At 60.7% G+C, this 26,362-nt stretch carries 18 protein-coding genes; 10 read left to right on the forward strand and 8 right to left on the reverse strand.

Annotated elements, in window-relative coordinates:
* Positions 1 to 43 precede the first annotated feature (43 nt).
* On the reverse strand, positions 44 to 703 hold the full coding sequence (locus ACYP2Q_RS22810) for a Pr6Pr family membrane protein (RefSeq protein WP_459732581.1): 660 nt from the start codon (positions 701 to 703) through the stop codon (positions 44 to 46).
* Between the two features lie 2 nt (positions 704 to 705).
* Complete coding sequence (locus ACYP2Q_RS22815; RefSeq protein WP_459732582.1) at positions 706 to 936, reverse strand: VF530 family protein; 231 nt, start codon at positions 934 to 936, stop codon at positions 706 to 708.
* 257 nt (positions 937 to 1,193) lie between these two features.
* On the opposite strand from ACYP2Q_RS22815, the gene ACYP2Q_RS22820 reads away from it, so the two are divergent.
* From ACYP2Q_RS22820 to ACYP2Q_RS22835, 4 genes are all read left to right on the forward strand, one after another.
* Positions 1,194 to 2,561, forward strand: a complete 1,368-nt coding sequence (locus tag ACYP2Q_RS22820) for a carbohydrate porin (RefSeq protein WP_459732583.1) — start codon at positions 1,194 to 1,196, stop codon at positions 2,559 to 2,561.
* Between the two features lie 223 nt (positions 2,562 to 2,784).
* The gene (locus ACYP2Q_RS22825; RefSeq protein ID WP_459732584.1) at positions 2,785 to 5,208 is read left to right on the forward strand and encodes a glucose/quinate/shikimate family membrane-bound PQQ-dependent dehydrogenase; all 2,424 of its coding nucleotides are present in this window, start codon (positions 2,785 to 2,787) and stop codon (positions 5,206 to 5,208) included.
* A gap of 317 nt (positions 5,209 to 5,525) precedes the next feature.
* Entirely contained in the window at positions 5,526 to 7,577 is a 2,052-nt protein-coding gene (locus ACYP2Q_RS22830; protein WP_459732585.1) for a putative bifunctional diguanylate cyclase/phosphodiesterase, read from the forward strand.
* A gap of 166 nt (positions 7,578 to 7,743) precedes the next feature.
* Positions 7,744 to 9,099, forward strand: a complete 1,356-nt coding sequence (locus ACYP2Q_RS22835) for an imelysin family protein (protein WP_459732586.1) — start codon at positions 7,744 to 7,746, stop codon at positions 9,097 to 9,099.
* A 67-nt stretch (positions 9,100 to 9,166) separates the two neighbouring features.
* Here ACYP2Q_RS22835 and ACYP2Q_RS22840 read toward each other — a convergent pair whose 3' ends face one another.
* On the reverse strand, positions 9,167 to 13,390 hold the full coding sequence (locus ACYP2Q_RS22840; protein ID WP_459732587.1) for a dermonecrotic toxin domain-containing protein: 4,224 nt from the start codon (positions 13,388 to 13,390) through the stop codon (positions 9,167 to 9,169).
* A gap of 190 nt (positions 13,391 to 13,580) precedes the next feature.
* Between ACYP2Q_RS22840 and ACYP2Q_RS22845 the strand changes: the two genes are divergently transcribed.
* The 5 genes from ACYP2Q_RS22845 (at position 13,581) to ACYP2Q_RS22865 (ending at position 21,599) form a co-directional block, all read left to right on the forward strand.
* The gene (locus ACYP2Q_RS22845; protein WP_459732588.1) at positions 13,581 to 15,008 is read left to right on the forward strand and encodes a di-heme oxidoreductase family protein; all 1,428 of its coding nucleotides are present in this window, start codon (positions 13,581 to 13,583) and stop codon (positions 15,006 to 15,008) included.
* Positions 15,009 to 15,034: 26 nt separating this feature from the next.
* Positions 15,035 to 16,099 (forward strand): imelysin family protein, encoded by a 1,065-nt coding sequence (locus tag ACYP2Q_RS22850; RefSeq protein WP_459732589.1) that lies wholly within the window; start codon positions 15,035 to 15,037, stop codon positions 16,097 to 16,099.
* Between the two features lie 14 nt (positions 16,100 to 16,113).
* Complete coding sequence (locus ACYP2Q_RS22855) at positions 16,114 to 17,214, forward strand: DUF1513 domain-containing protein (protein WP_459732590.1); 1,101 nt, start codon at positions 16,114 to 16,116, stop codon at positions 17,212 to 17,214.
* Positions 17,215 to 17,403: 189 nt separating this feature from the next.
* Positions 17,404 to 18,552: an efflux RND transporter periplasmic adaptor subunit gene (locus tag ACYP2Q_RS22860; protein WP_459732591.1), complete on the forward strand. Its 1,149-nt coding sequence runs from the start codon at positions 17,404 to 17,406 to the stop codon at positions 18,550 to 18,552.
* A 14-nt stretch (positions 18,553 to 18,566) separates the two neighbouring features.
* A complete protein-coding gene (locus ACYP2Q_RS22865; protein ID WP_459732592.1) occupies positions 18,567 to 21,599 on the forward strand; it encodes a multidrug efflux RND transporter permease subunit in 3,033 nt (1,010 codons plus the stop codon).
* A 54-nt stretch (positions 21,600 to 21,653) separates the two neighbouring features.
* Here ACYP2Q_RS22865 and ACYP2Q_RS22870 read toward each other — a convergent pair whose 3' ends face one another.
* The 5 genes from ACYP2Q_RS22870 to colR form a co-directional block, all read right to left on the reverse strand.
* Entirely contained in the window at positions 21,654 to 21,881 is a 228-nt protein-coding gene (locus ACYP2Q_RS22870) for a hypothetical protein (RefSeq protein ID WP_459732593.1), read from the reverse strand.
* Positions 21,882 to 21,883: 2 nt separating this feature from the next.
* A complete protein-coding gene (locus ACYP2Q_RS22875) occupies positions 21,884 to 22,597 on the reverse strand; it encodes a lipopolysaccharide kinase InaA family protein (RefSeq protein WP_459732594.1) in 714 nt (237 codons plus the stop codon).
* A 3-nt stretch (positions 22,598 to 22,600) separates the two neighbouring features.
* Positions 22,601 to 23,269: a class I SAM-dependent methyltransferase gene (locus tag ACYP2Q_RS22880; protein ID WP_459732691.1), complete on the reverse strand. Its 669-nt coding sequence runs from the start codon at positions 23,267 to 23,269 to the stop codon at positions 22,601 to 22,603.
* A gap of 136 nt (positions 23,270 to 23,405) precedes the next feature.
* Positions 23,406 to 24,689 (reverse strand): sensor histidine kinase, encoded by a 1,284-nt coding sequence (locus ACYP2Q_RS22885; RefSeq protein WP_459732595.1) that lies wholly within the window; start codon positions 24,687 to 24,689, stop codon positions 23,406 to 23,408.
* The gene (gene colR, locus ACYP2Q_RS22890; protein WP_053155177.1) at positions 24,679 to 25,362 is read right to left on the reverse strand and encodes a two-component system response regulator ColR; all 684 of its coding nucleotides are present in this window, start codon (positions 25,360 to 25,362) and stop codon (positions 24,679 to 24,681) included. The genes ACYP2Q_RS22885 and colR overlap by 11 nt, the downstream gene beginning before the upstream one ends.
* A gap of 219 nt (positions 25,363 to 25,581) precedes the next feature.
* Between colR and ACYP2Q_RS22895 the strand changes: the two genes are divergently transcribed.
* Positions 25,582 to 26,325 carry a phosphatase PAP2 family protein gene (locus ACYP2Q_RS22895; protein ID WP_459732596.1) on the forward strand — a complete coding sequence of 248 codons (744 nt, stop codon included), beginning with the start codon at positions 25,582 to 25,584 and terminating at the stop codon, positions 26,323 to 26,325.
* Positions 26,326 to 26,362 lie beyond the last annotated feature (37 nt).

Here is a 26,362-nt window from a genome sequence, read left to right on the forward strand (position 1 = left end):
CCTTGTGGGAGCCAGCCTGCTGGCGATGGCGATGTTACCTACACTACAAATCCAGGCCTTTATTACGACGCCCCAGCCACCAGTCCCAGCCGATCAGCAACAACGCAATCAAGACAAACCCCAGCAACAATCCACCGGCATTGATGAACACCTGTGGATAACCCAGTTTCTCGACATCGATGAACGGGTAGGGATAAACCGCCAGCACATGCCCGCGCAGCAGCGAATAGGCGAAGTAGGCCAGCGGATAGATCACCCACAACCCGATGTGTCCCACCCGCAGCCTGCCCTTGGGCACGCAACGCCACCAATACAAAATAAACAGCAGCGGCATCACGTCGTGCAACAGCTCATCGGCCAGCCATTGCCAGCCTTGCGGATGCCACAAATGCCGCAACAGCAGGTTGTAGGCCAGGCTGACCACGGTGATGCTCACGGCAATGCCACTGCTGACCCACGGCTGCAGGAACCAGCGACGCGCCGCCGACTCGCGGGACGTCGCGGCACAGGTCAGCGCGGTCGCCACCAGGGTGTTGCTCAGCACAGTGAAATAGCTGAAGAAACTCATCAGGCCGCCGAGCAGGCTGGCGCCCAGCGTCCAGCGCGAATGGAAAATCAGGTACATCTGGATGCTCAACCCCACCCAGCCGAGCGTGGCAGCCACGACCGCAAAACGACGGCGTAACGCGGACGGGTTGACCATATTCAAAGCGGTCGTTTGGTGCGCATCAACTTCACATACAGACGCTCGACCTTCTCCCGCGCCCACGGGGTTTTGCGCAGGAACGTCAGGCTCGACTTGATGCTCGGATCGCTCTTGAAGCAGCGGATATCGATGCGCTCGGCCAGCCCCGACCACTCGTAGTGTTCAACCAGCGCGTTGAGGATCTGTTCCAGGGTCACGCCGTGCAGCGGATCGGGGTTGTGTTCGTTCATGCCAGGCCTTTGAGCAGAGGGGGAATTGGAAGCCGCGCACCTTACGTTAAATGTAGGTGAAACGGAAAAGATCGCAGCCAGCGGCAACGCCTACAGGACTGTTACCAAATCTGAAAGGGTGCGTGTCATGAAAAGCCCTTTCTCTATTTGTAACAGAACATTATCCTTACGCCCGTTTTAGCTGAAACGCTTCTGCCGCCCACACCGCGTCTGCCGTCACGTTCATCCCCCAGAAAAAGATCAAGAATTTCTTCCCTATGCCTGATTTACAATCTCCCAAAGACAGCGCTGTCTTTATGACCGCTGCTTGCCTGCTTACAGGCCTTGGCGCTTTCAGCCTCGCCACTTGCACCCAGGCGGCGCCCGCCTTCGACAGCGACTCACCGTGGATGCTCGGTGACTGGAACGGCACCCGCAGTGAACTCTCGGCAAAGGGCTACGATTTCAAGATCGACTACACCGGCGAAATGGGCAGCAATCTGCATGGCGGCTTCGATCACGATCGCACCGCTCGCTACAGTGATCAGTTCGCCCTTGGCACTCACCTGGACCTGCAGAAAATCCTCGGCTGGGATGACGCCGAGTTCCAGCTGACCCTCACCAAGCGCAGTGGCAACAACATCAGCAACGACCGGATCAACGACCCGCGGGTCGGCGGCTTCACCTCCGCGCAGGAAGTCTGGGGCCGTGGCCAGACCACGCGCCTGACGCAGATGTGGTACCAGCAGAAATTCCTCGACCAGAAGCTCGACATCAAGGTCGGCCGCTTCGGCGAAGGCGAAGACTTCAACAGTTTTCCCTGCGACTTCCAGAACCTGGCGTTCTGCGGCTCCCAGGTCGGCAACTGGGTGGGCGATATCTGGTACAACTGGCCAGTCAGCCAGTGGGCGATGCGGGTCAAGTATCACCTGACGCCCGAGTTGTACGCGCAGGTCGGCGCGTATGAGCAAAACCCGTCGAACCTCGATCGCGACAACGGCTTCAAGCTCAGCGGCAGCGGCACCCAAGGGGCGATCCTGCCGGTGGAACTGGTGTGGACGCCAAAGCTCAACGGTCTGCCGGGTGAATACCGTGCCGGCTATTACTACAGCAACGCCGACGCCACCGATGTCTACAAGGACAGCCACGGCCAGCCTGCGGCCCTGAGTGGCGAGGCTTACCGGAGTGCGTCGAGCAAGCACGGCGTATGGCTGGGCGTTCAACAGCAAGTCACCAGCATCGCCAGCGACCATTCCCGCGGCCTGAGCCTGTTCGCCAATGGCACGATGCACGACAAGAAAACCAACGCCATCGACAACTATGTCCAGGCCGGCCTCGTCTACAAAGGCTTGTTCGATGCCCGCGCCAGGGATGACATCGGCGTTGCCATGGCACGCGTGCACGTCAACCCGGCGTATCGCAAGAATGCCGAGGCGAGCAATCAGGCCAAGGCGGTCTTCGACTACGACAACCCGGCCTTCCTGCCGCCCCAGGACACCGAATACAGCGCCGAGCTTTATTACGGCGTGCACGTTACCAACTGGCTGACCGTGCGCCCGAACCTGCAATACATCCGCCACCCCGGTGGCGTGAACGAGGTCGATGACGCGCTGATTGGCGGGATCAAGATCCAGTCGTCGTTCTAAAAACACCACAAACCCCTTGTAGGAGCGAGCTTGCTCGCGATGCTCGTGAACGATAACGCAGCAAAAACCTGACACCCCGCATCGTGCTCAGGTTTTTCGCGAGCTCGCTCCTACAGGGGGGATTGCGTCAACCACCTGTTTTTATATGAACCATGCCCACGCGGGATCGTCATCTACAGTGAACTTGCGCGGGACAACTTGAAACGTCACGGAGAACCACACTATGAGCACTGACAGTGCTTCGAGTCGAAGCCGTCTGTTACCGAGCCTGCTCGGCATTCTGCTTTTGCTGATGGGCCTGGCCATGCTGGCCGGGGGGATCAAGCTGAGCATGCTCGGCGGCTCGCTGTATTACCTGCTGGCCGGTATCGGCCTGGCGCTGACCGGCATCCTGCTGATCGCCGCGCGCCGTGCCGCATTGGGCCTGTACGCCCTGGTGCTGTTCGCCAGCACCGTCTGGGCACTGTGGGAAGTCGGCCTCGACTGGTGGCAGCTGGTGCCGCGCCTGGCGATGCTGTTCGCCCTGGGCCTGGTGATGTTGCTGCCGTGGTTGCGTCGTCCGCTGCTGCGTGATGGCGCCGCTCCAATGGGCACCGGCGCCCTGAGCGTGGCCGTGGTGATCGCGGGCGCGACCGCCCTGGCCAGCCAGTTCACCAACCCGGGTGAAATCAAGGGTCAACTGGACCGCGACAGCGTACCGGGCATGACTAACACTGCCCCGGCCATGCCCGACGGTGACTGGAATTCCTATGGCCGCAGTGCCCATGGTGACCGTTACTCGCCGCTGGCGCAGATCACCCCGCAAAACGTCAACAAGCTGGTACCGGCCTGGACCTACCGCACCGGTGACCTGCCAGGGCCGAACGACCCGGGCGAAACCACCGCCGAAAACACCCCGCTGAAAGTCAACGGCATGCTCTATGTGTGTACGCCGCACAGCCAGGTGATCGCGCTGGACCCGGACACCGGCAAGGAAATCTGGCGTTTCGATCCGAAGCTCTCGACGCAGAATGCGGCGAACTTCAAGGGTTGGGCGCACATGACCTGCCGTGGCGTGACCTATCACGATGACGCGGTGTATGCCTCCGAGCATAGCCCGACCGGTTCGGCCAGCCCGGCCCCGGCCAGCCCGGCCCCGGCCAGCGCTTGCCCGCGCAAGATCTTCCTGCCGACCGCCGACACCCGCCTGATCGCCCTGAACGCCGACACCGGCAAGATGTGCGAAGACTTCGGCGACAAGGGCCAGGTCGACCTGCGTGCGAACATCGGCGGCTTCACGGCGGGTGGTTACTACTCCACTTCGCCTCCCGCGGTCACCAAGGACCTGGTGGTGATTGGCGGCCACGTCACCGACAACGTCTCCACCGACGAGCCAAGCGGCGTGATCCGCGCGTTCGACGTGCACACCGGCAAACTGGTGTGGAACTGGGACAGCGGCAACCCGGACGATACGACGCCGATTGCCGAAGGCAAGACCTACACCCGCAACTCGCCGAACATGTGGTCGATGTTCGCTGTCGATGAAAAACTCGGCATGCTCTACCTGCCGATGGGCAACCAGACCCCGGACCAGTTCGGCGGCGCGCGCACCCCCGAGTCGGAACTGCACGCGGCCGGCCTGACCGCCCTGGACATCGCCACCGGTAAAGTGCGCTGGCACTTCCAGTTCACCCACCATGACCTGTGGGACATGGACGTCGGCGGCCAGCCAACCCTGATGGACCTGAAGACCGCTGACGGGGTGAAACAGGCCGTCCTGGCGTCGACCAAGCAAGGCAGCATCTACGTGCTCGACCGCAGCACCGGCCAGGCCATCGTGCCGATCAACGAAGTGCCGGTGCCGCAAGGCGCGGTGGAAGGCGACCATACTTCGCCAACCCAGCCGAAATCCGAGCTGAACCTGATGCCGCCGCCGCTGCAAGAGCGCGACATGTGGGGCGTTACGCCGTTCGACCAGCTGATCTGCCGGATCGACTTCAAATCCATGCGCTACGACGGCCCGTTCACCCCGCCATCGCTGCAGGGTTCGATCGTGTATCCGGGCAACTTCGGTGTGTTCGACTGGGGCGGTATCTCGGTTGACCCGGTGCGTCAGATCGCGTTCGTGAACCCGAGCTACATGGCGTTCAAATCGAAGATGATCCCGGCCGCCGAAATCGCCGCCCAAGGCCCGCGCAAAAGCGAAACCGAAGGCGTGCAGCCCAACAAGGGCGCGCCGTACGGCGTGGTGCTCGAAGCCTTGCTGTCGCCAATGGGCCTGCCGTGCCAGGCGCCCGCGTGGGGCTACGTGGCCGCGATCGACCTGACCACCCATGAAAAAATCTGGATGCACAAGAACGGTACCGTGCGCGACAGCTCGCCGGTTCCGATTCCCCTGAGCATGGGCGTACCGAGTCTGGGCGGCACCTTCACCACCGCCGGTGGCGTAGGTTTCCTCAGCGGCACCCTCGACCAGTACCTGCGTGCCTACGACGTGAAAAACGGCAAGCAGTTGTGGGAAGGCCGCCTGCCGGCCGGCGCGCAAACCACGCCGATGACCTACACCGGCAAGGATGGCAAGCAATACGTGCTGGTCGTGGCTGGCGGTCACGGTTCGCTGGGCACCAAGCAGGGTGACTATGTGATTGCCTACAAACTGTCGGAATAAGCGCCAACCGTAGTTAATGCCAGGGCGACTCTCGCAGGGGGGGTCGCCTTTTTTGTGTCCTGAAACCAGCGCGCCCCCCCTTGCCTCAACGCCACAGCCGTCTAACATCAATCAAAAGGAAATTTTGTCCCAATCCCCTCAAGTTGAAGGACTCGACTACCGACACAGTACTCATCGGGCAATTGCCCCAGACAACAGCAAATCGGCCAAGCTGCAGGCAAAATCCCGCAGTGTGGATTGTCCCTTTGACTGCCATCACGGGATTGCCAATACTCATGGCAACTTGATGCTACCCGCACGGAACAAGGAATAGCCCTTTGAAGCTGGAACTCAAGAACAGCTTGTCGGTGAAGTTGCTCCGGGTCGTGCTCCTGTCGGCATTGATCGTCGGCGTGGTCTTGAGCTGCGCGCAGATCGTTTTCGATGCCTATAAAACACGCCAGGCCGTCGCCGGCGATGCCGAACGCATCCTCGACATGTTCCGCGACCCCTCGACCCAGGCCGTCTACAGCCTGGACCGGGAAATGGGCATGCAGGTGATCGAAGGCCTGTTCCAGGACGATGCCGTGCGCCAGGCATCCATCGGCCACCCCAACGAAGCCATGCTGGCGCAGAAATCCCGTGAGTTGCAGCACTCCAGCAGTCGCTGGCTGACCGACCTGATCCTCGGCAAGGAACGCACCTTTACCACCCAGTTGGTAGGACGCGGCCCTTACAGCGAGTATTACGGCGACCTGAGCATCACCCTCGACACCGCCACCTACGGCAAGGGCTTTATCGTCAGTTCGGTAATCATCTTCATTTCCGGGGTATTGCGCGCCCTGGCGATGGGCCTGGTGCTGTACCTGGTCTATCACTGGCTGCTGACCAAACCCCTGTCGCGAATCATCGAGCACCTGACCGAAATCAATCCCGATCGCCCCAGTGAGCACAAGATTCCGTTGCTCAAGGGCCACGAAAAGAATGAACTGGGGGTCTGGATCAACACCGCCAACCAGTTGCTCGAATCCATCGAGCGCAACACCCACCTGCGCCACGAAGCGGAAAACAGCCTGTTGCGCATGGCCCAGTACGATTTCCTCACCGGTCTGCCGAACCGCCAGCAATTGCAGACGCAGCTGGACAAGATCCTGGTCGATGCCGGCAAGTTGCAACGCCGGGTCGCGGTGTTGTGTGTCGGGCTCGATGACTTCAAGGGCATCAACGAACAGTTCAGCTACCAGACCGGCGACCAGTTGCTGCTGGCCCTGGCCGATCGCCTGCGCGCGCACAGCGGACGCCTTGGCGCCCTCGCCCGCCTGGGTGGCGACCAGTTCGCCCTGGTCCAGGCCGATATCGAGCAACCCTACGAAGCCGCTGAACTGGCGCAAAGCATTCTCGATGACCTGGAAGCGCCGTTTGCCCTTGATCATCAGCAGATCCGCCTGCGCGCCACCATCGGCATTACCCTGTTCCCCGAGGATGGCGACAGTACCGAGAAGCTGCTGCAAAAAGCCGAGCAGACCATGACCCTGGCCAAGACGCGCTCGCGCAACCGTTATCAGTTCTATATCGCCAGCGTCGACACGGAAATGCGTCGGCGTCGCGAACTGGAAAAAGACCTGCGCGAGGCACTGACCCGCGAACAGTTCTACCTGGTCTACCAACCGCAGATCAGCTATCGCGATCACCGGGTGGTCGGCGTGGAAGCGCTGATTCGCTGGCAGCATCCCGAGCACGGGATGGTGCCTCCGGACCTGTTCATCCCACTGGCCGAGCAGAACGGCACCATCATCGCCATCGGCGAGTGGGTGCTGGACCAGGCCTGCAAGCAGTTGCGCGACTGGCACGACCAGGGCTTCAGCGACCTGCGCATGGCGGTCAACCTGTCCACCGTGCAGTTGCACCACGCCGAGCTGCCGCGAGTGGTCAACAACCTGCTGCAGATGTATCGCCTGCCACCGCGCAGCCTGGAACTGGAGGTCACCGAGACCGGCCTGATGGAAGACATCAGCACCGCCGCCCAGCATTTGCTCAGCCTGCGCCGCTCCGGCGCGCTGATCGCGATCGACGACTTCGGGACGGGTTATTCGTCACTCAGTTATCTGAAAAGCCTGCCGCTGGACAAGATCAAGATCGACAAGAGCTTCGTGCAGGACCTGCTCGATGACGACGACGACGCGACCATCGTTCGCGCCATCATTCAATTGGGCAAGAGCCTGGGCATGCAGGTGATTGCCGAAGGCGTGGAAACCCTGGAGCAGGAGGCCTACATCATCTCCGAGGGCTGCCACGAGGGTCAGGGCTATTTCTACAGCAAACCCCTGCCGGCGCGGGAATTGAGCGCTTACCTCAGGCAGGCCCAGCGTAGCAATGCGGCTATTTTGTAACCTGTGTAGGCGCGCGCTCGCTCCTGCAGGGTGAAGCGCGCCATTGCGTGAATAAGAAATATTTCCAAGCACAACCCTTTACACATAATGCGAAAGATTTGCATTATGTGGCAGTTTTGCGCGCTGGACGCGTTATACCACCCCCTCTCGAAGCAGGATGTTCGCCATGATTCGTATGCCTCTGGCTACCGCCAGTCTGTTGGCCATCGCAATTTCCCTCGCCGGTTGCGGTGAAGGCAAAGACAAAGAAAAAGCTGCCGCTCCTGCGCCAGCGGCCAGCACCGCCGCTGCCCCGGCCGCTCCAGCCGCTGCTCCTGCCGCTGCCAGCAAGGTCGACGAAGCCGCTGCCAAGGCCGTTGTCGCGCATTACGCCGACATGGTTTTTGCTGTTTACAGCGATGCCGAATCCACCGCGAAAACCCTGCAAACCGCCGTCGATGCCTTCCTCGCCAAGCCGAACGCCGACACCCTGAAAGCCGCCAAGGCTGCCTGGATCGCTGCCCGCGTTCCTTACCTGCAGAGCGAAGTGTTCCGCTTCGGCAACACCATCATCGACGACTGGGAAGGTCAGGTGAACGCTTGGCCACTGGACGAAGGCCTGATCGACTACGTCGACAAATCCTACGAGCACGCACTGGGTAACCCTGGCGCCACGGCCAACATCATCGCCAATACTGAGATCCAGGTCGGCGAAGACAAGGTCGACGTCAAAGACATCACCCCGGAAAAACTCGCCAGCCTGAACGAGCTGGGCGGTTCAGAGGCCAACGTCGCCACTGGCTACCACGCCATCGAATTCCTGCTCTGGGGCCAGGACCTGAACGGCACCGGCCCTGGCGCCGGCAACCGTCCAGCTTCCGACTACCTGGAAGGCAAAGGCGCCACCGGCGGTCACAACGATCGTCGCCGCGCATACCTGAAATCCGTGACTCAATTGCTGGTCAGCGACCTGGAAGAAATGGTCGGTAACTGGAAGCCGAACGTAGCCGACAACTACCGCGCCACCCTGGAAGCGGAACCGGCGGAAAGCGGCTTGCGCAAAATGCTGTTCGGCATGGGCAGCCTGTCTCTGGGCGAACTGGCGGGCGAGCGCATGAAGGTTTCCCTGGAAGCCAACTCCCCGGAAGACGAACACGACTGCTTCAGCGACAACACCCACAACTCGCAATTCTACGATGCCAAAGGCATCCGTAACGTGTACCTGGGCGAATACACCCGCGTCGATGGCACCAAAATGACCGGCGCCAGCCTGTCGTCCCTGGTGGCCAAGGCCGACCCGGCTGCAGATACCGCGCTGAAAGCCGACCTGGCCGCCACCGAAGCCAAAATGCAAGTCATCGTCGACCACGCCAACAAGGGTGAGCACTACGACCAACTGATCGCTGCCGGCAACACCGCCGGCAACCAGATCGTCCGTGACGCCATCGCATCCCTGGTCAAGCAGACCGGTTCGATCGAAGCCGCCGCTGGCAAACTGGGTATCAGCGACCTGAACCCGGACAACGCTGATCACGAGTTCTGATCAACGCAGTCCCGTCCAATAAAAATGCCCCGACATATCGGGGCATTTTTTTGCTGCTTCGCTAGCGTCAGGTACGGAAAATGAAAATATCGGCCGCGCCACCATTCACTGGCCAATGGATACCACCGATCAATGCCACCAGGTTGTCGCTGGCTTGAGCTTGAACGAACAACGCACGTGTCGCGGGGTCCATCAGGTAGGCCCTTGGAGCGATATAATGACTGCCGTCGACCACCTCCCCCACAACGCGTCGTAATGTCAGCCAATACAGCTGATCACGCCCCGGACGCTTGAAAACCAGTTCGGACACACTACCGCCTGCGACCATTTCGTAGCGACTGCCAACCAATCGCTCGATCATCAATGCCCGTAGCGTCCTTGAATTTCCGCTACTTAGCGCCTCATGCAACAGTAACGAATCCCCGCCAGTCCTGAACTGCAGCCGACTGTAATAACCTGGAAGGTCATTGAGCGTCCAAGAACTGTCTTGTGCCCTCGGCATTCTCGGTAACAAGGACAAAGGGTCGCCCAGTGAAACACGTGTTACCTCCCCCCCGGAGCGCCAGTTCTGCAGGGTGCGTTCAAGGGCAGCAATCCCCCAGTTTGTCAGTCCCGTCGGATTGGCCCGATGGAACAGCGTGCTGGCCACCTGCATCTGTGTCGCGCCTGTGAACGTCGGAAACCCATCTTCCACGTACGCAGCAATACTTTTCTCGAAAGGCAACTCATCCACATGCCGCCACCGGGACAGTGCGGTGTTAAACCTGGCCACTCTTGGCTGACTGAACCGATCTGTGTGAAGCATTTGCTCGAATTGCACAAAGTTATTGAGCTCAATGGCCGGGTCATGCATGAAAACGACACCAGGTCTCCCGGCTCTCCCCGTCGGCAGAATCGGAAAAAAGCGCTCATCGATCTTGACGTAGTCGCGGCCCACCCACGCCGGGTCGCCCGCCGTTCGTCGATAGATCCCCATTTCAGCGTTATGCAACTGAAGTTCGGCGGGATCTATGACTTGCCCCCAATCGGCAAATTTCTCATTGGCGGGACGAACAGGGCGCGACGGAGCGGGAGTCGGCCGGCTCGGTCCTGGCGTCGGTTCGACGGGGCCTGTTCGGCTGGCGTCGACAACCTCCCCGCCGCTCCACGAGCGCGCATAGTCCAGACCTCTGAGGCGTAACCGCAAACGAGCGGGAGATATCGTCAGATATTGGTCGAAGTCATTCAGGGCCGTACCTGCGCGCAGGTAATGAACCAGGCTCAATTCAAACTCGCTTTCACGTCCTCGCGGAAAATTGAATGAGTCGAATACGCGCCTGGCCTGTGCTTCGTCAAGCAGCGGATAGAGATCCCTAAGTGCTTTGTCCGTGGCCCCGCCGCCCAACCCGGGCGCATCGTAATGAGTGCCGATTTCCCAGTGCCCCGCCGAATCTCGGCGGATCGGTGAGTAATGCCACTGCACCGGATTGCGAGCATCCCTCACTCGCCAGGCTTCCTCAAAGCCTTCATCAAGTATCGAGTACCAATGGTTTCGGTCATTAAGGAAATACTGCTTTGGACCATCGACTTTCGACGTTTTGTGGTAGATGCCCTTGCCCTCCCACCCCGGCAAAGGCAACAGGCCTTCGGGCTTTTTACCGAGGGCCATCTCCGGGTTCAACCATCGAGCGCCGGGAGCGACCTTCGGGGCGCCACTGACATGTCGCGAGCCGACGACACCATCGACCAATGCACCGACAAACTCGCCCATTGCCCGGACTACGTGATGGGCCGCGCCGGCTCGGTCCCCCCGGCCCACCGCCTCAATCACGTTGAAGACGGAGTACAGACTCCTGGCCAGCCCCAAGGGCAACGTCACCTGGACTGGCAATACCATCGTCACGACATCAAACAGCGTGGTGGCTATGGAAAGTCCGGTCTCGACATTGGTTTGCTCGGTAGTGGTCACTTGAGCCGATGCATCGTTGATTGCAAAATTGGCCTCAACCTCGTAGGCATTTTCGAAGAGGTTATTCGCGATCCTGGACATGTGAACCATTGAAAGATCGCCCCGGCCTCTCAACGCGGTCCGGACCTGAGGTTGAAACGCCCGCTCTACCCGCCCGATCAGATACTCTCGCCAGTGACTGTTATGGGTGAAATCGACCATGAAGTTCTCACCGACAAACTCATGGAACATTCGACCGCCAGGCGCCTGGGGCGTATACACCACGATCGAACTGCTGGCCACGGACGTTCGGAACAACAACACCCCGCGCACCCGCTGACCGCGCAACATCAACTGTTGTGCGACTATCCGGTGCCCCTCCACCTCGCGACGCTGATCGTTGTCGACCGGCGCATCGAGCACCGCCTGAACCCAGGCGAAACCACGCGCCATCCGGTCCGGGTAAAAATCGCCATTGATCTTGGCTTCAATGGCGTCCAGGCGCAGTTGCCGCTCCATGACCCGGACGTAGGTTTTCTTGCGTAGAGCCGCCCCGGTGGAAGTGATCAATGCGTCCTTCAAGAAAGCGTCATAGCCTTGACCAACGTTGAGCCTGCGGATCAGGTCCTTGACCTGATCGAGGCTCAAGCCGTCAAAACTCTCGGCCGCTTGCGCTGCCCGTATATCCTCGGGACGCAAGGCTTCATCGGGCTTGGTGTCGCCCTGGGTCTTCAAGGTCAGCCTGGAGAATCCGGTGAAGTTGAAATCCATTCCTCCAACGTTTTCCAAGGCCAGTTCGGTCAACGTCCGCCGGTGGTGCTTGTACTGCGGTTCGCCCGGGTCCCGGATAGTGGAGCCGGGCGCACCGGATGGAACAACCATCGCAGGGGTTGATGGCTCCCGGCTGTGGACAATGATGTCATCCGGATTTACCGTCAGGCCATATTCGGCTTCAAGCACCGCGCGCAGTCGGCGGTTGCTGTAGGTCAGCAGTTCGCGGCGGCTGCTGTACTGGGCTAATGACGGAAATCCTTCGGGTTCGGCCAGGTTGGCCAGTTCCTCGCTATAACTGGCCATCGCTGTGGCCCAGGCATTTTTGTCGGCCTCGGTTGCGTCTCGCACAAAGGCCAGCAACCGGGCCTGGCAACGCTTCTTGAGCCTCGCCGACAACACCGGCTCGACATCAAAGGCACGGCGCAAATCGGTCACCCGGTCAATCCCGTGGGGCAATCCAGCGAGATCGACCTGCGTCCCCGAAGCTTGATACCTGGCGAGGGTCGAGGCGAAGTTTTCCCGAATCAGCAGGCATTGCGCTTCGATGCCATGGCTGAAGGGGGAGTCCAGACGCTCAAGGTAGTGCACCAGGTCGCGCATGGGGGCAGCACGATGCAGCGCCAGGCCGCGAGCCTGGTCTTTGTCGGCCATCATGGCCAGCAGCGTCGTGAACTCGGCGGCATGGCTCAATCGTCGATGCAATTCACGGTCAAGGCTGGCCAACGAGTCGAACGCTTCAAGGCCGGCGTCCGGGATAAACAACAACACCCGGCCTACATTCGCTGTCGGCACTACGGGACGGATCGTCTGGGGGACGACCGTGGTATCCCACGTTACCTGCGAGTCTTGCGGATCCCGGGCGGTCAGAATGAACGCACCATGCAAAGGGATCGGCGGGGCCTCACCGTCCTTGAGAACCAACCCATATACACAAGGACGATAACTGGTCAAAACCTGTCGAGCCTGGGCATCCGGGTAACGCAACACTTTGTTGAACAGTGCCTCATCCGTGGCGTCGAGCAGGCCATCACTCTTGAGCAAGGCGACTTCAGCTTTCAACGCCTGGGTTCGAGTTTCAATCAACCATTGCTGGCGGGTGCGCGAATCGGTCGGGCTCACGGCGCCAGCCCAGTAGGCATCCAGGTATTGTCCATAGTGCGACAGCAGCCCGCCGGCCAGGCCATCAAGAAACGTATCGAATGCAGCGGGCGTGAGCACGGTAAAGAGCGTTGGCTCCCCGCCCGCTGCGGGCACACGATAGAAGCGGGCCTTGCGCACGGCGAAGTCTGCGGCTTGCCCCGCAATACGTTGCACCACCGCATCCATCAGACTGGACATCAAGACCTGAATATCTGATGTATCGTCATTTTCGCCACTCCTGATAAAGCTGCGCAGCAGATCCAGCCGAGGCGTCATGTCGGGGAACGCCAGATCGAAGCGGTGTTGCACGAAAGCATGGAAGGCAGGCTGATTCTTGAACAGCTCTGCGAGCTGGATATTCAGTGTCGACAGTTCCCTTCGCAGGCTGATTTGTAAGGGGTTGTCCCGGACGGCAGGTAGCGTTGCCAGGGAGGAAGGTTCATGCAGCATGGCGAATCTCTTCTGTGGGTAAACAGCCCTCATCGTGCCCCTGGGATAAACCCCTGGTGCGTTACATATGTATGGGATGCGTCAGGCCTGGGTCTTTGTTGCAATCAGGCAAACGATAATTCCTCTTATTCAAAACCCCCTGCCCTGTTAGACTTTGCGCCCTTGTTTTGCTCGTCTTGCAGGATGTCTGATGCCCTCGCTGCCTCTTCGCTTGTCCGCACTGCTACTGGCCCTGGGCCTGAGTGCCTGCGATGACGCCCCGAAGTTCACCGAGGCCGAACCCGGCGAAGCTCGCTCCGGCGGCGGCACGACCGTGCGCAAGACCGATCAGAACGCCTTTTCGCTGCCCTCCGCCAACCTGCCGCCGTCGCGGCGCGTGGACTTCAGCGTCGGCAACAGTTTCTTTCGCAGCCCCTGGGTGATCGCGCCGTCGACCACCACCGCTCGCGACGGCCTGGGCCCGCTGTTCAACACCAATGCCTGCCAGGGCTGCCATATCAAGGATGGCCGCGGTCACCCGCCGCCCGCCGATGCCTCGAATGCCGTGTCGATGCTGGTACGCTTGTCGATTCCGGACGCCCCGGCCTACGCCAAGGTCATCGAGCAACAGGGTGTGGTGCCGGAGCCGGTCTATGGCGGGCAGTTCCAGGACATGGCCGTACCCGGCGTCACGCCGGAAGGCAAGGTGCGGGTCGACTACACGCCCGTGCCGGTTCGCTTCAAGGACGGCACCGAAGTCGAGCTGCGCAAACCAAGCTTGAACATCACCCAGCTGAACTACGGCCCGATGCACCCGGACACGCGATTCTCGGCCCGGGTGGCGCCACCGATGATTGGCCTGGGTTTGCTGGAGGCCATCCCGGAAGAGGCGATCCTGACCAACGCCCAAGCCCAGGCAAAGGCCCGCAACGGCATCGCCGGGCGCCCCAACCGGGTCTGGGATGACGTGCAACAGAAGACCGTGCTCGGGCGCTTTGGCTGGAAAGCCGGGCAACCGAACCTCAATCAACAAAATGTGCATGCGTTTTCGGGGGATATGGGCCTCACGACCGGCCTGAGACCCTTTGACGACTGCACCGACGCGCAAACGGCCTGCAAACAGGCACCGAGTGGCAACGGCCCCGATGGCGAGCCGGAAGTCAGCGACAACATCCTGCGCCTGGTGCTGTTCTACACCCGCAACCTCGCCGTGCCGGCGCGCCGCGATGTCGGCGCGCCTGAAGTGCTGGCCGGCAAGAGCCTGTTCTATCAGGCCGGCTGCCAGTCCTGTCACACCCCCAAGTACACCACCGCCGCCAACGCCGCCGAACCTGAGCTGGCCAATCAAGTGATTCGCCCGTACAGCGATCTGCTGCTGCACGACATGGGCGACGGCCTGGCCGACAACCGCACCGAGTTCCAGGCCAGTGGCCGCGATTGGCGCACCCCGCCGTTGTGGGGCATTGGCCTGACGCAGGCGGTCAGTGGCCACACCCAGTTCCTGCATGACGGCCGCGCCCGCAATCTGCTCGAAGCCGTGCTCTGGCATGGCGGCGAGGCAAAGGCGGCGCAGCAACAGGTTTTGACTTTTAATGCCGAGCAGCGCGCTGCGTTGCTGGCGTTTTTGAATTCCCTTTAATACGCATCTTCCAGCGGGAGCCCGACATGTTCCGTCCCAAATTGTTGTTCACCAGCCTTGCCGCACTCGCCCTGGGCGCCTGTTCGCCGCAGGACCCACAGGCCGTCACTTCGGCAGCCATCGCCAAGTCGGTGATCCTGCCGACTTACACCCGCTGGGTTGAAGCAGACCGCCAGTTGGCCGTCAGCGCCCTCGCCTATTGCGAAGGCAAGCAAAACCTCGAAACCGCCCGCGCCGACTTCCTGCACGCGCAAAAAGCCTGGGCAGAGCTGCAGCCGCTGCTGATCGGCCCACTGGCCGAGGGCAACCGTGCCTGGCAGGTGCAATTCTGGCCCGACAAGAAGAACCTGGTCGGCCGTCAGGTCGAACAACTGGTCAGCGCGCAACCACAGATCGACGCCGCTGCACTGGCCAAGTCCAGCGTCGTGGTGCAAGGCCTGTCCGCCTACGAATACATCCTGTTCGACAGCAAGCCTGATGTGGCCAACGCCGAGCAGAAGGCCAGGTACTGCCCGCTGCTGATTGCCATTGGCGAGCGTCAGAAACAGCTGGCCGAAGAGATTCTCAAGAGCTGGAACAACACCGACGGCATGCTCGCGCAGATGAGCAAGTTCCCGAACCAGCGCTACGCCGACTCCCACGAAGCGATCGCCGATCTGCTGCGCGTGCAGGTCACCGCCCTCGATACCTTGAAGAAAAAGCTCGGCACGCCGATGGGCCGCCAGAGCAAAGGCGTGCCGCAGCCGTTCCAGGCCGATGCGTGGCGCAGCCAGTCGTCCCTGACCAGTCTCGAAGCCAGCCTCTCGGCCGCCAAAACCGTATGGGAAGGTGTCGACAACAAAGGCCTGCGTGGCCTGTTGCCGAGCGAGCAGAAACCCTTGGCCGACAAGATCGACGCGGCCTACGCCGCCTCGTTGAAACTGTTCGCCAGCAGCCAGCGCTCGCTGACCGAGATGCTCAACGACGACGCCGGTCGCCAGCAACTCAATGATCTCTACGACAGCCTCAACGTCGTCCACCGCCTGCACGAAGGCGAACTGGCCAAGGCGCTGGGCATCCAACTGGGCTTCAACGCCAACGACGGTGACTGATGAGGGCAAGTTCCATGCTGCGACGCCAGGCTCTGAAGTTAGGGAGTTTGCTGCTGGGTGCGGTGACACTGGGCGGCTGGACGCTGTCCAGGCACAAGGATGAAAGCCCGCTGCTGCTCTCGGCGCGGGACGATACCGATGGCAAGCACTACGCCGTCGGTTACCGGCTGGACGGCACCCGGGTGTTTGCCACCCAGGTCGGCCAGCGCTGCCATGACATCATCAACCACCCTGCGCTGCCGATCGCGCTGTTCGTTGCCCGCCGTCCCGGCACCGAGAGCTACCTGATCGACCTGCGTGACGGCACGCTGCTGCAAACCCTGACGTCGCAGCCGCACCGGCACTTCTACGGGCACGCGGTGATTCACCACAGCGGTGACTGGCTGTACGCCACCGAAAACGACACCAGCGATCCGGGTCGCGGCCTGCTCGGTGTGTACAAGTTCGAAGGCGAACGCCTGGTCCACAGCGGCGAGATCTCCACCCACGGCATCGGCCCCCATCAAGTGTCGTGGATGCCCGATGGCGAAACCCTGGTGGTGGCCAACGGCGGCATCCGCACCGAAGCCGAAAGCCGGGTCGAGATGAATCTCAATGCCATGGAGCCGAGCCTGGTCCTGATGCAGCGCGACGGCACCCTGCTGAGCAAGGAAACCCTCGGCCAGCAGATGAACAGCGTGCGTCACCTGGGCATTGCCAGCGACGGCACCATCGTCGCCGGCCAGCAATTCATGGGGGCGGCGCACGAGCACTCGGAGCTGTTGGCAATCAAGCGTCCCGGCCAGGCGTTCGTAGCGTTCCCGGTCCCTGAGCATCAACTGCAGGCCATGGGGCATTACACCGCCAGCGTTGCTGTGCACAGCGACTTGCGCCTGGTCGCGTTGACCGCGCCTCGGGGCAACCGCTTTTTCATCTGGGACCTGGACAGCGGCGAAGTGCGCCTGGACGCGCCACTGCCCGATTGCGCCGGGGTGGGTGCGGTGGCCAACGGGTTTGTCGTGACTTCGGGCCAGGGGCGCTGCCGGTACTATGATTGCCGCCAGACAAATCTGGTTGCAAAGCCGCTGGAGCTACCGGCGGGGCTCTGGGACAACCATTTGCACTTGATGGCGTGATGGAGACTTTGTAGGAGCCGGCTTGCCGGCGAAGGCGTCCGAAAGATCGCTGCAAATCCAATGGCCCCTTCGCCGGCAAGCCGGCTCCTACAGATAGGGGCAAGCCCCCAAAACATCCATTGGAATCACCCGCGGAGTCGGGGTAAGGTTCCCAACTGTCTCACCTGATTTTCTCCAAGGAACTGGAATATGCTGCGTCGCCGCATGCTGATCATGTTGGGTGTTGTTCTGTTGATCGTGCTGGTCCTGGCCGGTTACAAAGCCTTCTCCATCTACACGATGATCCAAGGCTTCTCCGCGCCCAAACCGCCGATCAGCGTCGCCGTGGCCACCGCAACCGAACGGCCATGGCAAGCCCGCCTGCCCACGGTCGGCACGCTCAAGGCGCTGCAAGGTGTGGACCTGAGCCTGGAGACCGATGGCACGGTCGTCGATTTGCAGTTCGAGTCCGGGCAGAAGGTCAAGGCCGGTCAACCGCTGCTGCGCCTCGACAGCGCCGTGGAAAGCGCCTTGCTCGAAACCGCCCAGGCCGATCTTGGGCTGGCCCAACTCGATTACGGTCGCGGCAGCCAGCTGGTGGGCAGCCAGGCCATTTCCAAAGGTGAGTTCGATCGCCTGTCGGCGGTCCTGAAAAAGAGCAAGGCCACGGTCAATCAACTCAAGGCGGCGCTCGGCAAAAAAAGTATCGTCGCCCCCTTCAGCGGGACCATCGGCATTCGCCAGGTGGACGTTGGCGACTATCTGGCCAGTGGCACCAAGATTGCCACCCTGCAAGACCTCAGCAGTCTCTACGTCGACTTTTTCGTGCCCGAGCAGTCGGTACCGAAGGTCGCCATCGGCCAGCCGGTTGAAATCATCGTCGCGGCTTATCCGTCCCGGACCTTCCCCGGCACCATCAGTGCGATCAACCCGAAACTGGAGAACAGCACGCGCAACATGCAGGTCCGCGCGACCCTCGCCAACCCCGATGGCAAGCTGCTGCCCGGCATGTTCGCCAACCTGCAGGTGATGTTGCCCGACCCGCGACCGAGCATCGTCGTGCCGGAAAGCGCGATCACCTACACGCTCTATGGCAACTCCCTTTATGTGGTCGCAGAGAAAAAGGCCGAAGACGGCAGCCTCGAAAAAGACGACAAGGGCCAACCGCTCCTGATCGCTGAACGACGATTCATCGAAACCGGTGAACGCCGCGACGGCCAGGTGGTGATCACCAAAGGTGTGAATAGCGGCGAAAAAGTGGTCACGGCCGGCCAGATCAAACTGGACAACGGTGCGCACATCGCCATCAGCGACGACAAGACCCTGGCCGAGAAGAACAGTCAGCCTCGCGCTGACTGATCAAGGAACCCCCAATGGCTTTTACCGACCCGTTCATCCGTCGCCCGGTGCTCGCCACCGTGGTCAGCCTGTTGATTGTGCTGCTGGGCTTCCAGGCCTGGAGCAAGTTGCCGCTGCGCCAATATCCGCAAATGGAAAATGCCCTGATCACGGTCACCACCGCGTACCCCGGGGCCAACGCGGAAACCATTCAGGGCTACATCACCCAACCGCTGCAACAGAGCCTGGCCAGTGCCGAAGGTATCGACTACATGACCTCGGTCAGTCGCCAGAACTTCTCGGTGATCTCGATCTATGCGCGCATCGGCGCCAACACCGACCGCTTGTTCACCGAACTGCTGGCCAAGGCCAACGAGGTCAAGAACCAGCTGCCCCAGGACGCCGAAGACCCGGTGCTGAGCAAGGAAGCCGCCGATGCCTCGGCGCTGATGTACATCAGTTTCTTCAGCAAGGAACTGAGCAACCCGCAGATTACCGACTACCTGTCGCGAGTCATCCAGCCGAAACTGGCGACCCTGCCGGGCATGGCCGAAGCCGAGATTCTCGGTAACCAGGTATTCGCCATGCGCCTGTGGCTGGACCCGGTGAAACTGGCCGGTTTCGGCCTGAGCGCCAGCGACGTGACCAACGCGGTACGCCAGTACAACTTCCTTTCCGCCGCCGGCGAAGTGAAAGGCGAGTACGTGGTCACCAGCATCAACGCCAACACCGAACTCAAATCCGCCGAAGCCTTCGCCGCGATCCCGCTCAAGGTCGACGGTGACAGTCGCGTGCTCCTGAGCGATGTCGCGCGGGTGGAGATGGGTGCGGAGAACTACGACACCATCAGCTCGTTCGGCGGCACGCCCTCGGTGTACATAGGCATCAAGGCCACGCCTGCGGCAAACCCGCTGGACGTGATCAGGGAAGTGCGCAAGCTCATGCCGGAGCTGGAGGCCCAGCTGCCACCCAACCTCAAGGGGGAAATTGCCTACGACGCCACGCTGTTCATCCAGGCCTCGATCAACGAAGTGATCAAGACCCTGTTCGAAGCGGTGCTGATCGTGATCGTGGTGGTGTTCCTGTTCCTCGGTGCATTGCGCTCGGTGGTGATCCCGGTGGTCACCATTCCGCTGTCGATGATCGGCGTGATGTTCTTCATGCAGATGATGGGTTACTCCCTGAACCTGCTGACCCTGCTGGCGATGGTGCTGGCCATCGGCCTGGTGGTGGACGACGCCATCGTGGTGGTGGAAAACATCCACCGTCACATCGAGGAGGGCAAGACTCCGCTGGACGCCGCCATCGAGGGCGCCCGCGAGATTGCCATGCCGGTGGTCTCGATGACCATCACCCTGGCGGCGGTGTATGCACCCATCGGCTTCCTCACGGGCCTGACGGGGGCCTTGTTCAAGGAGTTCGCCCTGACCCTGGCCGGTGCGGTAGTGATCTCCGGCATCGTCGCCCTGACCCTGTCGCCGATGATGTGCGCCCTGCTGCTACGCCACGATGAAAACCCCACGGGCCTGGCCCACCGCCTGGACAGGATTTTCGAAAGCCTCAAGCGCCGTTACCAGAAAATGCTCCACGGCACCCTCAACACCCGGCCGGTGGTGCTGGTGTTCGCGGTGATCGTGCTGTGCCTGATTCCGGTGCTGCTCAAGTTCACCAAGTCGGAACTGGCACCGGATGAGGACCAGGGCATCATTTTCATGCTGGCCAACGCGCCGCAACCGACCAACCTCGACTACCTGAACACCTACACCGACGAGTTCATCGAGATCTTCAAGGCGTTTCCCGAGTACTACTCGTCGTTCCAGATCAACGGCTTCAACGGTGTGCAATCGGGCATCGGCGGTTTCCTGCTCAAGCCCTGGAACGACCGCAGCCGCACGCAAATGGAGATCCTGCCCGAAGTCCAGGCCAAGCTGGAGAGCATTTCCGGGTTGCAGGTGTTCGGCTTCAACCTGCCTTCCCTGCCGGGCACCGGCGAGGGTCTGCCGTTCCAGTTCGTCATCAATACTGCCAACGACTACGAGTTGCTGCTGCAGGTGGTCGACCGGGTGAAAAAACGTGCGATGGAGTCCGGCAAATTCGCCTTCGTCGACGTCGACCTGGCCTTCGACAAGCCGGAAGTGGTGGTGGATATCGATCGTGCCAAGGCTGCCCAGATGGGTGTGTCGATGCAGGACCTGGGCGGGACACTGGCGACCTTGCTGGGTGAGGCGGAAATCAACCGCTTCACCGTAGATGGGCGCAGCTACAAAGTCATTGCCCAGGTCGAGCGACCCTTCCGCGATAACCCCGACTGGCTGAACAATTACTACGTGAAGAACACCCAGGGCGAACTGCTCGCCCTCTCGACCTTGATCAGCGTGACCGACCGGGCGCGGCCGCGGCAACTGAACCAGTTCCAGCAACTCAACTCGGCGATCCTGTCAGGGGTGCCGTTGGTGAGCATGGGTGAAGCCATCGACGCCGTGCGCCAGATCGCCCGGGAAGAAGCGCCGGCGGGCTTTGCCTTCGACTATGCCGGTGCATCGCGGCAATACGTCCAGGAAGGCAGTGCGCTATGGGTGACCTTCGGCCTGGCATTGGCGATCATTTTCCTGGTACTGGCTGCCCAGTTCGAAAGCTTCCGTGACCCACTGGTGATCCTGGTGACCGTACCGCTGTCGATCTGCGGTGCATTGCTGCCGCTGTTCCTCGGCTGGTCGAGCATGAACATCTATACCCAGGTCGGATTGGTGACGTTGATCGGCCTGATCAGCAAGCATGGGATCCTGATCGTCGAGTTCGCCAACCAACTACGCAAGGACAAAGGCCTGACGCCCCGCGAGGCGGTGGAGGAAGCCGCGGCCATTCGTCTGCGTCCGGTGTTGATGACCACGGCGGCGATGGTGTTCGGCATGGTGCCATTGATCATCGCCACGGGCGCGGGTGCCGTGAGCCGGTTCGATATCGGTACGGTCATTGCCACGGGGATGTCGATTGGTACGTTGTTTACCCTGTTTGTGTTGCCGTGCGTGTACACGCTGCTGGCCAAACCCGATAAACCCTCACGCTAAGACAATAAAAAAGGCCTCGCATCAGCGAGGCCTTTTATTTGGGCTTCAATCTGTTCAACTTTGCGGCCTCAGTCCTTGAGAAAGTCCGAACATGAACAGCAACAAATCATGATCGGGTTGAGTTGCTACGGATGACCTGGCAACCCGTGGCAACGGACAGTGCGCGTCACTGTGTACTGAACTGAGGACTTGCGGGCGGGGCTGCTCCCATGCAGCCACCGCGAGTGAAGCAACTGCCAAGGCTCCTACCAGAAACAAACCTCGCGCAACTTCAAGTTTCATTTCTATAAACCTTTGATAGCGCTGCCAAACGCCGTCTCATAAAAATAGACGAGTTTCTTCCAGTCCGTAGCGCTGAATGACGAGTGGCGGCGCAGCTGCTTCATGTCATGGGGAGCCGCCTGCCGAGCGCTCAATCGCTGCCGGCACTTCTCCAGATCGATCAAGGCAACCTCGACTTTGGCCGCCTCGCCCTCACCGGTGACGCGAACAAATACGTGCTTGATATAGATGCAGCTGTGTTGCCAACGCCCCTTGTGCATGCGCGCCAAATTCTCGGCCAGGTCCTTGAGCACGCGATCGTGCACAGCCTCACCATGGCGCTCGCGTCCACCTGCGGCGTACCACTGTTCGATTTCCTCGAAGCCGTCCAGGGACTTGGTTACCAGCAATGCGCGCCATTTATGCACGGGATCGCGTTGTGCTTCGCAGAAAACGATTTCCGGAACGCGCACGTCGAGCAGGCGAAGGCCGGTGAGTGCGTCACGCTCACGTAACACCGTCGGCCGTCCGAACGGGTGCAAAAGCCCCCGATGGATATGGCCGGTCTGGCGTTTTACGTAGAGCAGTTGCCCATCAGTGCCCATGAGGCGCTGCACGCCACTCTCACCACCGCGCCGGACGTTGGGCTCTTCCACCCACTCGCCGCGCTGATTCCAGAAGTAATCGAAGCGATCCTGGGAAGCCAGGTCTGATCCTGCTGCACACTGCTCTGCCATCTGTTACCTCTTGCGTAATACGTAAACTCGCCACATGGCATAGAGCGGCAAAAAGTCGATACGTTCCTGAATACGGAAACCTGCCTGCTCAAATTCTTTTTCTACGGTAGCCGCCGGTAACACAAATCGATTTTGGTAACCTTCCTGCCCACGGGTTCTCTCCGCACGCTTGCGTTTCCAGGCTTTGAAATTGCCGTCGACCCACAGCGAGAGGATGACGCTGTCGCGGCTGACGCGCTCGAATTCGCGCAGGATCGCCAGTCGATGCTCGGCTTCGCCGATGTGGTGCAGCAAACGCATACAGAAAATACTGTCGACGGCGTTATCCGGCAAGGCGATGTCGAACGCAGATGTCTGCAAGGGTTGTACCCGTTTTACCACTTCAGCCGGTTGCGACTGTGTAGCGATCTTGATCATGGACTCAGAGTTGTCGGCACCGATGATCACACGGTTGGGTTTTTCCGCCAGCATTGGCCAGAACCGCCCCGCGCCACAGGGAAGATCGAGGACCAGGCCAGGTTCACCGACCAACGTCAGCGCCTTGCGTGCCATTTGTACGTCACGCCAGTGCGACAACTGGCGGCCCACGCCATCCTTATGTTTTTTCAGGTAACGTTGGGCGTGTTGATCATCGTACTTGTTGGAAAAATCCAGTTTGATCGGGCCATCCACCATCTTCAATGTCTCCTGAGCTTCTGATTCCAACCACCTTAGGTAGCGATGTGTCAGTTTCAGGTCATGCAATTGTGAAAAATTTGTAATGACAAATTCCGAATCGTTTCGAGATTTTACAAGGCACCGATACCGATCAACTCACACTAGACGTATTGAACTGGACCTGAAAACGACAGCCATTGGGTTCCATGGTTGTCAGGCTGACGCTCCAGCCCTGGTTTTCACAAATCCGCTGTACTAAGGATAGTCCAAGCCCCAAGCCTTCTCCGCGTTTCTCGTTACCCCGCACGAAAGGTTCGAACATCGCTTCGCGTTTTTCCTCGGGAATACCCACGCCACTGTCCTCGACCATGAACCCCATGGGCATCAGGGTGAGGCGGATAAACCCGCGGTCGGTGTAATGCAGCGCATTACGCAACAGGTTGCCCATAACGGCATGCAGGAGCGTCGCGTTGTAACACGTCTTGTCTGGGCTTCCCCAGTCGACAATCAGCTTGAGACCTTTGGCCTCGATCGGCTCGCGCCACAGGCTGATCAACCCGTCAGCCACTTCGCCCAACGTCTGCTGCACAGACATGCCAGCGTCTTCGCGCTGAGCGCGGGCCAGCATCAGGAAGGTTTGTACCAGTTCGCGCATTTCTTCACTGGCGCGGGCCATTCGCTCGACTTGAGCGCGGCCGCGCTGATCGATACCGGGGTTTTCCAGCAGCAGCTCGCAGGAACTGGCCAGCACCATCAAGGGCGTGCGCAGTTCATGGCTGACATCACTGGTGAACAAGCGTTCGCGGCTCAGTGCCTGACGCAAACGGCCAAGGGTGGCGTCGAAGGCTACGGCCAGTTCACCCACTTCGTCGGCCGCGTAATCGGGTGCCAGTGGCGGTGCCAAGCCCAGCAACTGATCGCGATGGCGTACCTGGCGCGCCAGCCTGACCACCGGCGCCATCACCTTGCGTGCCAGCACCCAGCCGAGGAACACCGCCAGTGCCAGACTCAGCACGAAGCCCACCAGCACCACGGCAAACAGCACCCGCTCGCGCTCTTCGAAGTCACTCTGGTCTTGCAACAGCACATAACGCCGGCCATCGACGATCTCGACCATCGCGTGATACGACAGCTGCTCGCGAAAGACCTCGTGAAACCCCGAATCCAGGTGGCGCAAATCCTTGGGCAACTCGAAGTCGCCCGGCCCGCCGCTGAAATAGAACAGCTGGTCCGGTTCCGGGCGATGGCTCCAGTCCGAAACGTTGTCCATCAGCAACAGGCGCTGCAAATCGCCGCCCAGGCCCGCCGAAATCAGCTTTTCTTCCACCAGGTGCACGGTGGCGACGATGCCCATGGCAAAGGCGCCCGCCACCAGCGCGCTCATCAGCGCAAAGGCAATGATGATCCGTTGAGCGAGGCTCTGCTTAAACTCCATCACGCCCCTCGGCCAGGCGGTAACCCACGCCGTGCACGGTTTGCAGCAGCGGTTTGGCGAACGGCTTGTCGATCACCTGGCGCAATTGATGGACGTGGCTGCGCAGGCTGTCGCTGTCCGGGCAGTCATCGCCCCACAGGGCCTCTTCGAGAATTTCGCGGCGCAGTACATGCGGGCTTTTCTGCATCAGCACTGCCAGCAATTTCAGGCCCACCGGGTTGAGCTTGAGCAAGCGGCCTTCGCGAGTCACTTCCAGGGTATCGAGGTCATAACTCAGGTCGCCGACTTGCAAGGTCCGGCGCCCTCCCCCCTGGGTGCGACGCATGACCGCTTCGACCCGCGCCGCCAGTTCGGACAAGGCGAAGGGTTTGATCAGGTAATCGTCGGCACCGGACTTGAAGCCCTGCAGCCGGTCGTCCAGTTGATCGCGAGCGGTGAGCATGATCACCGGGGTGTCGCGGCGGGCATCTTCGCGCAGGCGTTTGCACAGCGTGTAACCGTCGATGCCGGGCAGCATGATATCGAGCACGATCAAGTCGTAATGCTCGGTGGCCGCCAGATGCAGGCCCGACAAACCGTCCTGTGCGCAATCCACGGTATAGCCCTTGAGTCCCAGGTAATCGGCCAGGTTGGCCAGGATATCGCGGTTATCTTCAACCAATAAAATTCGCATGGGCATCTTCTCCGTACACAGTAACGGCCGTCTTGGCCCGCGCAGCTTAAGGCCTAGTGTGGCTCAGCGCGAGGGTCGCGTGCAGTCGTTTGTTTGGCGAAACGACCGGCTCGAGCCTCAACGTTTTTTTCACTATCGGTTCACAGGTTGACGACAGGATAGAGCGCAGACTCCGCGCGGCTGCGTATTCAAGAACATTTCACCGACCAAGGATTTGCCATGGTTTCGATCTCTGCACGCCCCGCTTCTCGCCCGCTCAACTTCTGGGTGTGCCTGGGGGTTCCCGCCGTAACGGCGATCATTCTGGTACTGCTCGAACTGACGACCCTGGACATGGACCTGGCCAGGCTGTTCTACGACCCGGTCGCCGGGGACTTCATCGGGCGGCACAGTTACTTCCTGGAAACCGTCCTGCATGACCGGGCCAAGCAAGTGGTCATCGCGTTTTCGGTGCTGGCAATCTTCGGTTTTGCCGGGTCATTCTTCATGACCCGGCTCAAGCCGTTCAAGCGGGAACTGGGTTGCCTGGTGCTGTCCCTGGGACTGGCGACGTCCTTCGTCACGCCGATGAAAGCGGTAACGGCGGTGCAATGCCCGTGGAGCCTGGAGCAATTCGGCGGTCACGAGACCTACAGCGAGTTGTTGAGCCCGCGTCCGGCCACGCAAAAGCCGGGCCGTTGCTGGCCTGGCGGTCACGCCGCGACCGGTTTCACCCTGTTTGCGCTGTTCTTCGTGTTGCGTGATCGCCGCCCCCGCATGGCACGTGCGGCGCTGGTTTTCGCCTTCGCCCTGGGTTCGGTGTTTTCCATTGGCAGGATGCTGCAGGGAGCACACTTTTTCTCCCACAACGTGTGGACAGCGGTGTTTTGCTGGCTGATTTGCCTGGGGTCGTATTATTGGATTTTGTATCGCCCCGCTTCCAGCGCTGAGCCCGTGGTGAAAGCCCAAACAGCCAGAGCCTGAACAAAGATCTTTTGACAATGATCTTGTAGACGGTAAT

This window comes from Pseudomonas sp. MHK4 (assembly GCF_054600775.1).

Excerpts from the sequence above, each read along its gene's own strand:
- ACYP2Q_RS22845 (WP_459732588.1), top strand. The coding sequence starts at position 13,581 with ATGCCCTCGCTGCCTCTTCGCTTGTCCGCACTGCTACTGGCCCTGGGC.
- ACYP2Q_RS22825 (WP_459732584.1), top strand. The coding sequence starts at position 2,785 with ATGAGCACTGACAGTGCTTCGAGTCGAAGCCGTCTGTTACCGAGCCTG.
- colR (WP_053155177.1), bottom strand. The coding sequence starts at position 25,362 with ATGCGAATTTTATTGGTTGAAGATAACCGCGATATCCTGGCCAACCTG.
- ACYP2Q_RS22860 (WP_459732591.1), top strand. The coding sequence starts at position 17,404 with ATGCTGCGTCGCCGCATGCTGATCATGTTGGGTGTTGTTCTGTTGATC.
- ACYP2Q_RS22865 (WP_459732592.1), top strand. The coding sequence starts at position 18,567 with ATGGCTTTTACCGACCCGTTCATCCGTCGCCCGGTGCTCGCCACCGTG.
- ACYP2Q_RS22855 (WP_459732590.1), top strand. The coding sequence starts at position 16,114 with ATGCTGCGACGCCAGGCTCTGAAGTTAGGGAGTTTGCTGCTGGGTGCG.
- ACYP2Q_RS22840 (WP_459732587.1), bottom strand. The coding sequence starts at position 13,390 with ATGCTGCATGAACCTTCCTCCCTGGCAACGCTACCTGCCGTCCGGGAC.
- ACYP2Q_RS22850 (WP_459732589.1), top strand. The coding sequence starts at position 15,035 with ATGTTCCGTCCCAAATTGTTGTTCACCAGCCTTGCCGCACTCGCCCTG.
- ACYP2Q_RS22815 (WP_459732582.1), bottom strand. The coding sequence starts at position 936 with ATGAACGAACACAACCCCGATCCGCTGCACGGCGTGACCCTGGAACAG.
- ACYP2Q_RS22885 (WP_459732595.1), bottom strand. The coding sequence starts at position 24,689 with ATGGAGTTTAAGCAGAGCCTCGCTCAACGGATCATCATTGCCTTTGCG.
- ACYP2Q_RS22835 (WP_459732586.1), top strand. The coding sequence starts at position 7,744 with ATGATTCGTATGCCTCTGGCTACCGCCAGTCTGTTGGCCATCGCAATT.
- ACYP2Q_RS22870 (WP_459732593.1), bottom strand. The coding sequence starts at position 21,881 with ATGAAACTTGAAGTTGCGCGAGGTTTGTTTCTGGTAGGAGCCTTGGCA.
- ACYP2Q_RS22875 (WP_459732594.1), bottom strand. The coding sequence starts at position 22,597 with ATGGCAGAGCAGTGTGCAGCAGGATCAGACCTGGCTTCCCAGGATCGC.
- ACYP2Q_RS22820 (WP_459732583.1), top strand. The coding sequence starts at position 1,194 with ATGCCTGATTTACAATCTCCCAAAGACAGCGCTGTCTTTATGACCGCT.
- ACYP2Q_RS22810 (WP_459732581.1), bottom strand. The coding sequence starts at position 703 with ATGGTCAACCCGTCCGCGTTACGCCGTCGTTTTGCGGTCGTGGCTGCC.
- ACYP2Q_RS22895 (WP_459732596.1), top strand. The coding sequence starts at position 25,582 with ATGGTTTCGATCTCTGCACGCCCCGCTTCTCGCCCGCTCAACTTCTGG.